The following is a 12,075-nucleotide window of genomic DNA, read 5'->3' as shown; positions in this document are numbered from 1 at the left end:
TACACGCAAAGCACGAACGAAGCCCGTCGCGATCGCGACGGGCTTCCCGCGTATCGGGACGACCGGGACCGGGCGCCGGGCCGCTCGACGCCGAACGCCCGCTGGTCACCTGCTGGCCGGCCGGTGATCAGCCGGTGCGGCGCAGCGCCTCCGAAAGCCTTCCGGCCGCGTCCACCACGGCCTGCGCGTGCATCCGCCCCGGGTGGCGGGTCAGCCGCTCGATCGGGCCGGAGACGGACACCGCGGCGACCACCCGGTTGGAGGGGCCGCGGACCGGGGCGGACACCGAGGCCACACCCGGCTCCCGCTCGCCGATCGACTGCGACCAGCCGCGGCGCCGAACGCCCGACAACGCGGTCGCGGTGAAACGGGCGCCCTGCAGCCCGCGGTGCAGCCGCTCCGGCTCCTCCCAGGCCATCAGCACCTGGGCCGCGGAGCCGGCCTTCATCGGCAGGGTGGAGCCGACCGGCACGGTGTCCCGCAGTCCGGACAGCCGCTCCGCCGCGGCCACGCAGATCCGCATGTCGCCCTGGCGCCGGTAGAGCTGCGCGCTCTCGCCGGTGACGTCCCGCAGGTGGGTCAGCACCGGTCCCGCCGTCGCCAGCAGCCGGTCCTCGCCGGCCGCGGCGGCCAGTTCGGACAGCCGCGGGCCCAGAATGAAACGGCCCTGCATGTCGCGGGCCACCATCCGGTGGTGCTCGAGTGCGACCGCCAGCCGGTGCGCGGTGGGCCGGGCCAGGCCCGTGGCGCCGACGAGTCCGGCCAGGGTGGCCGGACCGGATTCCAGTGCGCTGAGCACCAGAGCCGCCTTGTCGAGAACGCCGACGCCACTAGAGTTGTCCATGCAACGATACTCGCGTCTCACACTATGAAACGCAAGCTCAATTTTCCGCGCCACGCGGCAGGCTGGGGAGACAGCGCAGTACACGCCCGGAACACGCACCGGGACAGACATCGAGCAGGCTCGGCGAAGAGGCCGGAGCCGGAGGGACAGCGATGGGTAGGACACTCGCGGAAAAAGTCTGGGACGACCATGTCGTCCGCCGCGCCGAAGGCGAACCCGATCTGCTCTTCATCGATCTCCACCTGCTGCACGAGGTGACCAGCCCCCAGGCGTTCGACGGGCTGCGGATGAACGGCCGGCCGGTGCGCCGTACCGACCTCACCATCGCCACCGAGGACCACAACACCCCGACCCTCGACATCGACAAGCCGATCGCCGACCCGGTCTCCCGCACCCAGCTGGAGACGCTGCGCAAGAACTGCGCCGAGTTCGGCGTACGGCTGCACCCGCTCGGCGACATCGAGCAGGGCGTGGTGCACGTGGTCGGCCCGCAGCTCGGTCTGACCCAGCCCGGCACCACGGTGGTCTGCGGCGACTCGCACACCTCCACCCACGGTGCCTTCGGCGCGCTGGCGTTCGGCATCGGCACCTCGCAGGTCGAGCATGTGCTGGCCACCCAGACGCTGCCGCTGGACCCCTTCAGGACCATGGCGGTCACCGTCGACGGCGAACTGCCCGACGGCGTCACCGCCAAGGACCTGATCCTCTCGGTGATCACCCAGATCGGCACCGGCGGCGGTCAGGGCTACGTCATCGAATACCGCGGCTCGGCCATCGAGAAGCTGTCGATGGAAGCCCGGATGACCGTGTGCAACATGTCGATCGAGGCGGGCGCCCGGGCCGGCATGATCGCCCCCGACCAGACCACCTTCGACTACCTCGAAGGGCGCGCCCACGCGCCCCGGGGCGCGGACTGGGACGCGGCACTGGCGTACTGGCGGACGCTGCGGACCGATGACGACGCGGTCTTCGACCACGAGGTGCGGATCGACGCGAGCGCCCTCACCCCGTTCGTCACCTGGGGCACCAACCCCGGCCAGGGGGCGCCGCTGAGCGCGGCGGTGCCCGACCCGGCGTCCTTCGCCGACCCCGGCGACCGCTTCGCGGCCGAGAAGGCACTGGAGTACATGGGCCTGTCGGCCGGCCAGCCGCTGCGCGAGGTGCGGGTCGACACCGTCTTCGTCGGCTCCTGCACCAACGGCCGGATCGAGGACCTGCGGGCGGCCGCGTCCGTGGTCGAGGGCCGCCAGGTGGCCGAAGGCGTCCGGATGCTGGTCGTCCCCGGCTCGGTACGGGTCGCGCTGCAGGCCGTCGAGGAGGGTCTGGACAAGGTCTTCGTCGCGGCCGGCGCCGAATGGCGGCACGCGGGTTGCTCGATGTGCCTGGGTATGAACCCCGACCAACTGGCCCCCGGCGAGCGCTCCGCGTCCACCTCCAACCGCAACTTCGAAGGACGGCAGGGCAAGGGCGGCCGTACGCACCTGGTCTCCCCGCAGGTCGCCGCCGCCACCGCGGTGCTCGGCCACCTCGCCTCGCCGGCCGACCTGTCCGACGCCCCTGCCCTCGCGGAGGTCTGAGCACCATGGAAGCGTTCACCACCCACACCGGCCGGGCCGTCCCGCTGCGCCGCAGCAACGTCGACACCGACCAGATCATCCCCGCGCACTGGCTGAAGAAGGTCACCCGCAACGGATTCGAGGACGGGCTGTTCGAGGCCTGGCGCAAGGACGAGGACTTCGTCCTCAACGCGCCCGAGCGGCGGGGCGCCACCGTGCTGGTGGCCGGCGCCGACTTCGGCACCGGCTCCTCCCGCGAGCACGCGGTCTGGGCGCTGCAGAACTACGGCTTCAAAACCGTGCTGTCCTCCCGGTTCGCCGACATCTTCCGCGGCAACTCGCTGAAGAACGGCCTGCTCACCGTGGTGCTGCCGCAGGAGACCATCGAGCGGCTGTGGCAGCTGACCGAGGCCGACCCGGACGCCGAGATCACCGTCGACCTGGTGGCCCGCGAGGTGCGCGCCGAGGGCGTCACCGCGCCCTTCACCCTCGACGACAACGCCCGCTGGCGGCTGCTCGAAGGGCTCGACGACATCAGCCTGACGCTGGCCAACGAGGCCGACATCGCCACCTACGAGGCCGGCCGGCCGTCCTGGAAGCCCAGCACCGTCGTCCCCGCCTGAACCGCCCGGCCGAAGTCCGGCCGGCCCCGCCCCGAAGCGCCCCCCGCCCGTCCGCGAGGGGCGCTTCGGCGTGTCCGGGAAAGACTCCGGAAGCCGGCCCGCCCCGTTCCTTCGACAACCGCCATCCGACCGGTGAAACGGCCCCGGAACACCCGGTTGGCCCTGTCGCCCCCGACAACTCGCCGCAGATGGCACAATCGACGCATGGAACGCGACAGCCAACTCGAGCTCCACGGGCTGCTGGCCGCGCGTTCGAAGAGGGCGCGCACGCGCGTGACGAATCCCGAAGTCCCAGGTGGGACACGGCGGGAGTGGAGTCGGCGGCCGTCGGCGGTGACCGCGGCGGCACGGCGCGATCTCGGCGACGCGGCACGGCGTCCGGACGTGTTAACGGCTGAGTTGGACGGCCTCGGAATCCCGGATCGCTGATCACCGGAAGCACCGAGTTCGTTGCGGCACAAGGGTGATTCGCCCGTTTCGTATTTGATTTGCGGTATATATCCGCCTAGCGTGCGAAATCAGCCCGTACTCATTCGCCGGGCAAGTTTCCGATAGGGGAAGACGTGAACAAGGCGCAGCTCGTAGAAGCGATTGCCGACAAGGTAGGCGGGCGACAGGCCGCCGCGGACGCGGTCGACGCGGTTCTCGACGCGTTGGTCCGCGCGGTGGTGGCCGGTGAGCGGGTCTCCGTCACCGGTTTCGGATCATTCGAGAAGGTCGAGCGTCCGGCCCGCTACGCCCGCAATCCCCAGACCGGGGAGCGGGTGCGGGTGAAGAAGACCTCCGTGCCGCGGTTCCGCGCCGGACAGGGCTTCAAGGACCTGGTCAGCGGTACGAAGAAGCTTCCGCGCGGCGGCGAGGTCTCCGTCAAGAAGGCCCCCAAGGGCAGCCTGAGCGGCGGCCCGTCCACCACGGCCCGCACCACCACGAAGAAGGCGGCGGCCAAGAAGGCCACCACCGCCAAGACCGCCGCGGCCAAGAAGACCACGGCGAAGAAGACCACCTCCGCCGCGAAGAAGACCACCGCGAAGAAGAGCGCGGCCAAGAAGACCACTGCCAAGAAGTCCTCGCCGGCCCGAAAGACCGCGAAGAAGGCCCCGGGCAAGCGGGCGACCGCGCGCAAGACCACCGCGAAGCGCGCCGCCGCGGCGAGGTCGTAACCGGGCCGCTCCATCGGCCGCTCCACCGCGACGGGCCGGGTCCTCCGCAAGGGGGGAGCCCGGCCCGCGCCATGTCGGCCGCCTGTGCCGCCGGTCCGCCGCCGGTCCGCTGCCGGTCCGCGCCGCCATCCACCGGTCATCCACCGGCCGGCCTTCCGCTGCCGGGCGCGGGCGCTACGCCCCCGGATCGGGGAAGGTCTGCAGCGTCACGAACACCACCCGCCGGGCGCCGCCGGCGCCCTCGGTGCGGATCCGCACCCGCTGCCCCGGCCGCAGCAGCCGCAGCCGCCCGGCATCGAACGCGGCCGCGTCGAAGGCCAGCGGCGTTCCGTCGTCCAGCAGCACACTGCCGGCGCGGGTCTCGGGGTCGAAGGTGAACGCGGTTGCCTGCATACCGCACACCCTAGGACGCTGCCCGCCCCGCGCGTCCCGCGGTTCGCCGGTGGCGACCGGGCACGATCGACCGCCGGAACCGGGCCTAAGCCACCGGCGGCGAGGGCGCGGCAAAAAGCGCGGTGCGGGGGCCGACGCCCAGCAGCAGCGCGGCGCGCAGGTCGTCGGCGGTGTCGACGTCCTGCCGCACGGACGGCACGCCCGGCAGCGCGATCTCCGCGGCGCCCGAGGCCAGGTGGCGGGCCCGGGACGCGCCGCCGAAACCGGGGGACAGCGGTACATACGGCAGCGCGGTGAGCAAGGTTGTCCCCACGCCCGCCGTATCGGCCAGGAAAGCCCGCTCCTGGGCGCGTGCGGCCTCTCGCAGGACCATGGACAGCTCAGCGGGCCGCAAGGCCGGGAGATCGCCGTTCAGCGCCGCGACCGGAGCGGGCGGTCTGCGGTCCCTGACCCGGGCGGCCCCGTGCCGCAGTGCCGCGTTCAGCCCGGCGGCCGGCTCGTCGGCCACCACGAAGGCGCCGAGCCCGGCGAGTTCCCGGCCTGCCACCTCGTCGTCGGTGACCACCGTGACATCCGCCACCTCGGCGCAGGCGAGCGCCGCGGCCACCGTGTCCAGGGCGAAGGCCAGCGCCAGCGCGGGCCGTACTGCCCCGAGCTCCGGTGCCAGCCTGCTCTTGGCCCGTGCCAGCGGCTTCAACGGCACCACCAGCGACCACCTGTATCCCGCATCGTCCACCCCCCCATTGTGGGAGAGGCGCGGCCCGTCCCGGCGCCGGGGTGGGCGGCCTGCGGCGGGAAAGCGCCAAAGCGGGGGGCGTACCCTCCTCCGTAGCCGCGACGCCTGCGCGGTTCCCCAGCGAACGAGAAGGAGTCCGGGTGTCCCGCCGCAGAATCGGTTTCTGGTACCGCCTGGCGGCCGCCATCGCGAAGCCGCCGCTCATTGTGCTGTTCAAGCGTGATTGGCGCGGAATGGAGAACATTCCGCGGGACGGCGGATTCCTCACGGCGGTGAACCACAACTCCTACCTCGACCCGCTGCTGTATGCGCATTTCCAGTACAACACCGGCCGGGTCCCGCGCTTCCTGGCCAAGGCCGCCCTCTTCAAGCCCTTCTTCGTCGGCTCCATCATGCGCGGCACCGGCCAGATCCCGGTGATCCGGGCCACCACCGACGCCGCCGCCGCCTACCGCGCCGCCGTCGAGGCGGTCGACAAGGGCGAATGCGTCGCCTTCTACCCCGAGGGCACCCTCACCCGGGACCCCGACCTGTGGCCGATGGTCGGCAAGACCGGCGTCGCCCGGGTCGCGCTGCTCACCCAGGCCCCCGTCATCCCGATCGCCCAGTGGGGCGGCAACGAGTTCCTGCCGCCGTACGCGAAGAAGCCCAGCTTCCTGCCGCGCAAGACGCACCGCGTGCTGGCCGGCCCGCCGGTCGACCTCGGCGCCTGGTACGGCAAGGACCCCACCGCCGAGGTGCTGCGCGAGGTCACCGCGGCCATCATGGGCGCTGTGAAGGAACTCCTCGCCGAACTGCGCGGCGAGCCCGCGCCCCCCGGCCTCTACGACCCGCGCCACGCGGCCAGGCAAGCGCGGGAGGGCGCGTGACCGCCCGCTGCGCGGTCTTCGGCACCGGCTCGTGGGGCACCGCCTTCGCCATGGTGCTCGCGGACGCCGGCTGCCAGGTCTCGCTGTGGGGCCGGCGTCCCGGACTCGTCGACGCCATCAACCGCACCCGCACCAACCCCGAGTACTTCCCCGACCTCGAACTGCCCGCCGCGGTGACCGCCACCGCCGACCCCGCCGAGGCGGCCGCGGACGCCGAGTTCGTGATACTGGCCGTCCCCTCGCAGTCGCTGCGCGCCAACCTCGCCGACTGGGCGCCGCTGCTGCACCAGGACGCGGTGCTGGTCAGCTTGATGAAGGGCGTCGAACTGGGCACCGCCAAGCGGATGAGCGAGGTCATCGAGGACATCACCAAAGCCGGCCCCGACCGCATCGCCGTCCTGTCCGGCCCCAATCTCGCCCCCGAGATCGCCGCCCGGCAGCCCGCCGCCTCGGTGGTGGCCTGCCGCGACGAATCGGTGGCCCGCCGCATCCAGGCCGCCTGCCACACCGCGTACTTCCGCCCGTACACCAACACCGACGTGGTCGGCTGCGAACTCGGCGGCGCGGTGAAGAACGTGATCGCGCTCGCGGTCGGCATCGCCGGCGGCATGGGCCTGGGCGACAACACCAAGGCGTCGCTGATCACCCGCGGGCTGGCCGAGACCACCCGGCTGGGCCTGTCGATGGGCGCGGATCCGTACACCTTCGCCGGCCTGGCCGGCATGGGCGACCTGGTGGCCACCTGCTCCTCGCCGCTGTCCCGCAACAACACCTTCGGCCACAATCTCGGCCGCGGCATGAGCCTGGCCGAGACCATCGCCGCGACCAGCCAGACCGCCGAGGGCGTCAAGTCCTGCGAATCGGTGGCCGAACTCGCCCGGCGCCAGGGTGTCGACATGCCGATCACCGAAACAGTGGTCGACATCGTGCACAACGGGAAACCGCCGCTGGTGGCTGTCAAGGAGTTGATGTCACGCTCCGCGAAGCCGGAACGGTAAGGTCACGGCGATATGAGCAACGTGCAGAAGTTCGACCGCAAACCGCGGGTCGCCGTCGTCTTCGGCGGGCGCAGCTCCGAACACGGAGTGTCCGTGGTGACCGCCGCCAGCGTGCTGCGCGCCATCGACCGCGACAAGTACGACGTCCTGCCCATCGGCATCACCAGCGAGGGGCGCTGGGCGCTCACCGCCGACGAGCCCGAGCGGATGGCCATCGCCGAACGCCGGATGCCCACCGTCGAGCAGGTCACCGACCACGAGGGCGCCGTGGTGCTGCCGGTGGACCCGGCCAGCCGCGAAGTCGTCTACACCGAAGCCGGCGCCGTGCCCAAGGTGCTCGGCGAAGTCGATGTCGTCTTCCCGATGCTGCACGGCCCCTACGGGGAGGACGGCACCCTCCAGGGCCTGCTGGAACTCTCCGGCGTCCCCTACGTCGGCTCCGGCGTCCTCGCCTCGGCCGTCGGCATGGACAAGGAGTACATGAAGCGGATCTTCACCTCCTTCGGCCTGGCCGTCGGCCCCTACACGGTGATCCGGCCGCGCGAGTGGGAGCGCAGCCAGGAATCCGTCCGGCGCAAGGTCACCGACTTCGCCGGCGCGCACGGCTGGCCGCTGTTCGTCAAACCCGCCCGGGCCGGCTCCTCGTTCGGGATCAGCAAGGTCGACAGCCCCGACGACCTGGACGCGGCGATCATCAAGGCCCGGCAGCACGACCCCAAGATCATCGTCGAGTCCCTGCTCACCGGTCGCGAGATCGAGTGCGGTGTGCTGGAGTTCGAGGACGGCCCGCGCGCCTCGGTACCCGCCGAGATCCCGCCGGCCACCCGCCACGACTTCTACGACTTCGACGCGAAGTACATCGACGCGGCCGAGGGCATCGTGCCGGCCCCGCTCACCGAGCAGCAGACCGCCGAGGTCCGGCGGCTGGCCGTCGCCGCGTTCGAGGCCGCGTCCTGCGAGGGACTGGTCCGCGCCGACTTCTTCCTGCTGGACAGCGGCGAGTTCGTGATCAACGAGATCAACACCATGCCCGGCTTCACACCCATCTCGATGTACCCGCGGATGTGGCAGGAGTCCGGCGTCGGCTACCCGGAGCTGATCGACCGGCTGCTGCAGGCCGCGCTCAGCCGCGCCACCGGGCTGCGCTGAGACCGCGCCCGGCCTGCGCCGCGCCGGCACACCCGCGGCGCACCGGCCCCGGAGGGGAGGCCCGGATCCCCTCCGGGATTCAGACCCCCTCCGGGATGGTGCGCTTGACCGGGGCGGCCAGGTCCTGCAGCGGGCTCGCGTCATGGGCGTACTTCGGCGGCAGCAGCAACTCCACGTACGCCTTGCGCAGCGTCGTGGTCATCCGCACGCTGCCGTCGCTGTCCTGCTGGAACGACCAGGTCACACCGTCCACCTCGGCGGCGTCGGTGTCCGGGTCCGCGTCGGCCGCCGGGCGCGGCACTCCGCAGCGCAACACCACCGACGGATGGCCCCACCCGGCGATCAGATCCGAATCCGGCTTGAGATCATGCCGGGACAGGCCATTGAGCTTCGCCGGCAGTTGAGCGTGCAGCGCGGCGCAGTAACCGGCCACCCGGGCGTCCGGGACCGGCACGGCGATCCGCTGTTCGCCGGGCCCGGAGGCCAACGCGTAGACCGCCGCCGCGGACAGGCAAGCGACGGCGGACACGGCGATCACTAGGGCCCGGCGGTGGAATCTCACCGGCTGAGCATATGAAGAGCCCCCGGAAAGGGGCTCGGTGGGGGGCTAGAAATGCACGACCGGGCAGGTCAGTGTTCGGGTGATGCCGTCCACCTGCTGGACTTTGGCGACCACCATGCGGCCGAGTTCGTCGACCGTGTCGGCCCGGGCCCGGACGATGACGTCATAGGGACCGGTGACGTCCTCGGCCTGGATGACTCCGTCGATCTTGGAGATCACCTCCGCTACTGCCGAGGCCTTGCCGACCTCGGTCTGGATCAGGATGTACGCCTGTACCACGGAACCTCCAGGGCGGCTTCGAGGATCATGTGGGAAGGGGGACGCCACGTTATCGCGTCGCCGCGCGCAGCGGGGAGACCCGCGCGGTACCCGGCCCCCGTATTGACGGGAAACACCCGGTGGAACCGGCCCGCGCCGGCGCCGGGGCCGAGACAGCAGCCGAGACAGCAGCCGACACGGAAGGGGACGAAGTGATGAAGGGGACTGTGGGCGAACTGGGGGAGTTCGGGCTCATCAGGGAACTGACCGCCCGCCTCACCTCGACCCCCGCGGTCAAACTCGGCCCCGGTGACGACGCCGCCGTGATCGCCGCCCCCGACCGGCGGGTGGTGGCCACCACCGACGTGCTGCTGGAAGGCCGCCACTTCCGCCGCGACTGGTCCACCGCCTACGACGTCGGCCGCAAGGCCGCCGCCCAGAACCTCGCCGACATCGCCGCCATGGGCGCGGTGCCCACCGCCGTCCTGCTCGGCCTGGTCGTCCCCGCCGAACTGCCCGCCACCTGGCCGGTCGAGCTGATGGACGGCATCCGCGACGAGTGCCAGGTCGCCGGCGCGGCGGTGGTCGGCGGCGACGTCGTCCGCGGCGAGACCATCACGGTCGCGATCACCGCCCTCGGCGACCTGCGCGGCCGGGCCCCGGTGACCCGGTCCGGAGCGCGCCCCGGCGATCTGATCGCCGTGACCGGCTGGCTCGGCTGGTCGGCGGCCGGACTCGCCGTGCTCTCCCGGGGCTTCCGCTCCCCGCGCGCCTTCGTGGAGGCCCACCGCCGCCCCGAACCGCCCTACCACGCGGGCCCGGCGGCCTCCGAACTCGGCGCCACCGCCATGACCGACGTCAGCGACGGCCTGGTGGCGGATCTCGGCCACATCGCGGCCGCCAGCGGCGTGGACATCGACCTGCGCGCCGCCGACATCGACGTCCCCGCGCAGATGTCGGACATCGGACAGGCCGTCGGCGTCGACCCGCTGCACTGGGTGCTCACCGGCGGCGAGGACCACGCCATCGTCGCCGCCTTCCCCCGGGACGTGAAACTGCCCGCCCGCTGGCGCGTCATCGGCGAGGCCGCCGCGCCGGCCGGCCGCATCCCCCAGGTCACCGTCGACGGCGCGGCCTGGGAGAAGGCCGGCGGCTGGGACCACTTCGGCGAGCAGCCGTGACCGCGGCCGGCCCGGGCGGCGACCGGCCGCCCCCTGCCCGGGTGCTCACCGTGGCCGGCTCCGACTCCGGCGGCGGCGCCGGGATCCAGGCCGACCTCAAGACGATGCTGGCCCTGGGCGTGCACGGGATGAGCGTGGTCACCGCCGTCACCGCCCAGAACTCCCTCGGTGTGCGGGGCGCCTGGGAACTGCCCGAGGACGCGATACGCGCCCAGTTCCACGCGGTCGCCGACGACATCGGGGTGCAGGCGGTCAAGACCGGCATGCTGTCCTCCGCCGCCCTGGCCGCCACCGTGGCCGACCTGCTCACCGGCAGCCCCGCCCTGCGCGGCGTGCCTGTCGTGGTCGATCCGGTCGCGCTGTCCAAGCACGGCGACCCGCTGCTCAGCGGCGCGGCCCTCGATGTCGTCCGGTCCCGGCTGCTGCCGTCCGCCACCGTGGTCACCCCCAACCTGGACGAGGTCGCCCAGTTGACCGGGGTCGTCGTGACCGGCGAGGCCGACATGCCGGTCGCGGCCCGCGCGGTGCTCGCGTACGGCCCGCGCTGGGCGCTGATCAAGGGCGGCCACCTGCCGGGCACGCGGGAGGCGGTCGATCTGCTGTCGGACGGCGAGCACGAACACTGGTACCGCGCGCCGCGGCACCCCAACCGGCACACCCACGGCACCGGCTGCACCCTCGCCAGCGCGCTGGCCTCGTATCTCGCCCTGGGCCACCGGGTGCCGGCCGCGGTCGGACTGGCCAAGGACTATGTGAGCGGCGCCATCGCCGGCGGCTTCCCGCTGGGCGCCGGCATCGGGCCGGTGGACCACGGGTGGCGGCTGCGCCGGCCGGCACCGCCCGGCGGGCGCACGAACGGCCGGGCACGCCGAAAAGCCGATCCACCCTGAGGTGGATCGGCTTTTAGTAGCCGCAAGGCTGCGCTGCTACGACGAACGCGCCGTATAAATCAGCGCGTGACCTTGCCGGCCTTGATGCAAGAGGTGCAGACATTGAGCCGCTTCGGCGTCTTCCCGACGACCGCACGCACGCGCTGGATGTTGGGGTTCCAACGACGCGGGGTACGGCGGTGCGAGTGGGAGATGCTGTTGCCGAAGCCCGGCCCCTTGCCGCAGACGTCGCAGTTGGCAGCCACGGGACACTCCAAAGACTTCAGATGCATTTACGATGAAAAGCCCGAGAGAGCCCCGGGCAACCGGAGCAGCATACAACGACCGCTCCCGAACAACGAAACTACCATGGTCCTGACCCTGCCCCGACCGGTCGGCCCGGGGCCGGGACCCGCTCCACCGGGCCCGCCACCAGTACCCTCACCAGCAGCAGCCCCCACGATCCGGTGTCCCAGGAGGACCTGTTGCCGCCCTCGCTCGACGCTTCCGCGGTGCGCGCCTGGTGCCGACTGACCCTCAAGGCGCTGGGGCGGGCCCGCGAGGAGATCGACGCGATCAACGTCTACCCGGTCGCGGACGGTGACACCGGGACCAACCTCTATCTGACCGCGGAGTCCGCGGCCCAGGCGGTGGAAGCGGTCTTCGACGGCCACGGCACCGGCACCGGCGGCCCGTTGCCCACCTTGCCCGAGGCCTTCCGCGCCATGTCCCACGGCGCCCTGATCGGCGCCCGCGGCAACTCCGGCACCATCCTGGCGCAGTTGCTGCGCGGGATGAACGAGGAGATGTCCGTCCCGGCGGACGCCGGCGGCGGCCTGCCCGCCGCCGCGCTGCGCCGCGCCCTGCTGGCCGCCGC

Annotated in this window: 15 protein-coding genes; 9 read left to right on the top strand and 6 right to left on the bottom strand. The window is 72.2% G+C overall.

Going from position 1 to position 12,075, the window contains the following annotated elements; all coding sequences use genetic code 11:
- Positions 1 to 127: 127 nt before the first annotated feature.
- Positions 128 to 844 carry an IclR family transcriptional regulator NdgR gene (ndgR, locus tag GA0115240_RS18995; protein WP_093737876.1) on the bottom strand — a complete coding sequence of 239 codons (717 nt, stop codon included), beginning with the start codon at positions 842 to 844 and terminating at the stop codon, positions 128 to 130.
- Between the two features lie 152 nt (positions 845 to 996).
- Between ndgR and leuC the strand changes: the two genes are divergently transcribed.
- From leuC to GA0115240_RS18975, 3 genes are all read left to right on the top strand, one after another.
- A complete protein-coding gene (leuC, locus tag GA0115240_RS18990) occupies positions 997 to 2,421 on the top strand; it encodes a 3-isopropylmalate dehydratase large subunit (protein WP_093737875.1) in 1,425 nt (474 codons plus the stop codon).
- Positions 2,422 to 2,426: 5 nt separating this feature from the next.
- Positions 2,427 to 3,023: a 3-isopropylmalate dehydratase small subunit gene (gene leuD / locus GA0115240_RS18985; RefSeq protein ID WP_093737874.1), complete on the top strand. Its 597-nt coding sequence runs from the start codon at positions 2,427 to 2,429 to the stop codon at positions 3,021 to 3,023.
- A 563-nt stretch (positions 3,024 to 3,586) separates the two neighbouring features.
- Positions 3,587 to 4,183 (top strand): HU family DNA-binding protein, encoded by a 597-nt coding sequence (locus GA0115240_RS18975; protein ID WP_093737872.1) that lies wholly within the window; start codon positions 3,587 to 3,589, stop codon positions 4,181 to 4,183.
- 174 nt (positions 4,184 to 4,357) lie between these two features.
- Here GA0115240_RS18975 and GA0115240_RS18970 read toward each other — a convergent pair whose 3' ends face one another.
- Positions 4,358 to 4,576: a hypothetical protein gene (locus tag GA0115240_RS18970; RefSeq protein WP_093737871.1), complete on the bottom strand. Its 219-nt coding sequence runs from the start codon at positions 4,574 to 4,576 to the stop codon at positions 4,358 to 4,360.
- Between the two features lie 85 nt (positions 4,577 to 4,661).
- Positions 4,662 to 5,312, bottom strand: coding sequence for a 2-phospho-L-lactate guanylyltransferase (gene cofC, locus GA0115240_RS18965; RefSeq protein ID WP_093737870.1), 651 nt, complete (start codon positions 5,310 to 5,312; stop codon positions 4,662 to 4,664).
- Positions 5,313 to 5,452: 140 nt separating this feature from the next.
- Between cofC and GA0115240_RS18960 the strand changes: the two genes are divergently transcribed.
- The 3 genes from GA0115240_RS18960 to GA0115240_RS18950 are packed head-to-tail and all read left to right on the top strand — an operon-like array spanning position 5,453 to position 8,328.
- Positions 5,453 to 6,181, top strand: coding sequence for a lysophospholipid acyltransferase family protein (locus tag GA0115240_RS18960; protein ID WP_093737869.1), 729 nt, complete (start codon positions 5,453 to 5,455; stop codon positions 6,179 to 6,181).
- Positions 6,178 to 7,179, top strand: a complete 1,002-nt coding sequence (locus tag GA0115240_RS18955; protein ID WP_093737868.1) for an NAD(P)H-dependent glycerol-3-phosphate dehydrogenase — start codon at positions 6,178 to 6,180, stop codon at positions 7,177 to 7,179. Before GA0115240_RS18960 ends, GA0115240_RS18955 begins: the two co-directional genes overlap by 4 nt.
- Positions 7,180 to 7,191: 12 nt before the next feature.
- Positions 7,192 to 8,328 carry a D-alanine--D-alanine ligase family protein gene (locus GA0115240_RS18950; RefSeq protein ID WP_093737867.1) on the top strand — a complete coding sequence of 379 codons (1,137 nt, stop codon included), beginning with the start codon at positions 7,192 to 7,194 and terminating at the stop codon, positions 8,326 to 8,328.
- Positions 8,329 to 8,407: 79 nt separating this feature from the next.
- On the opposite strand, the gene GA0115240_RS18945 is transcribed toward GA0115240_RS18950, so the two are convergent.
- Together GA0115240_RS18945 and GA0115240_RS18940 are read right to left on the bottom strand one after the other, a co-directional pair.
- A complete protein-coding gene (locus GA0115240_RS18945; RefSeq protein ID WP_093737878.1) occupies positions 8,408 to 8,857 on the bottom strand; it encodes a DUF3515 domain-containing protein in 450 nt (149 codons plus the stop codon).
- Between the two features lie 78 nt (positions 8,858 to 8,935).
- On the bottom strand, positions 8,936 to 9,169 hold the full coding sequence (locus tag GA0115240_RS18940) for an Lrp/AsnC family transcriptional regulator (RefSeq protein ID WP_093737866.1): 234 nt from the start codon (positions 9,167 to 9,169) through the stop codon (positions 8,936 to 8,938).
- 194 nt (positions 9,170 to 9,363) lie between these two features.
- On the opposite strand from GA0115240_RS18940, the gene GA0115240_RS18935 reads away from it, so the two are divergent.
- Positions 9,364 to 10,329 carry a thiamine-phosphate kinase gene (locus GA0115240_RS18935; protein WP_093737877.1) on the top strand — a complete coding sequence of 322 codons (966 nt, stop codon included), beginning with the start codon at positions 9,364 to 9,366 and terminating at the stop codon, positions 10,327 to 10,329.
- The gene (thiD, locus tag GA0115240_RS18930; RefSeq protein WP_093737865.1) at positions 10,326 to 11,219 is read left to right on the top strand and encodes a bifunctional hydroxymethylpyrimidine kinase/phosphomethylpyrimidine kinase; all 894 of its coding nucleotides are present in this window, start codon (positions 10,326 to 10,328) and stop codon (positions 11,217 to 11,219) included. The genes GA0115240_RS18935 and thiD overlap by 4 nt, the downstream gene beginning before the upstream one ends.
- A 59-nt stretch (positions 11,220 to 11,278) precedes the next feature.
- On the opposite strand, the gene rpmB is transcribed toward thiD, so the two are convergent.
- Positions 11,279 to 11,464 carry a 50S ribosomal protein L28 gene (gene rpmB / locus GA0115240_RS18925; protein WP_093737864.1) on the bottom strand — a complete coding sequence of 62 codons (186 nt, stop codon included), beginning with the start codon at positions 11,462 to 11,464 and terminating at the stop codon, positions 11,279 to 11,281.
- A 219-nt stretch (positions 11,465 to 11,683) separates the two neighbouring features.
- Here rpmB and GA0115240_RS18920 point away from each other — a divergent pair.
- A partial coding sequence (locus tag GA0115240_RS18920; RefSeq protein ID WP_141708890.1) for a DAK2 domain-containing protein occupies positions 11,684 to 12,075 on the top strand: 392 nt, incomplete at its 3' end.

Origin of the sequence: Streptomyces sp. DvalAA-14 (assembly GCF_900091855.1) — a bacterium.
Lineage (GTDB): Bacteria > Actinomycetota > Actinomycetes > Streptomycetales > Streptomycetaceae > Actinacidiphila.
This window is presented reverse-complemented; position numbering and strand designations above follow the sequence as displayed.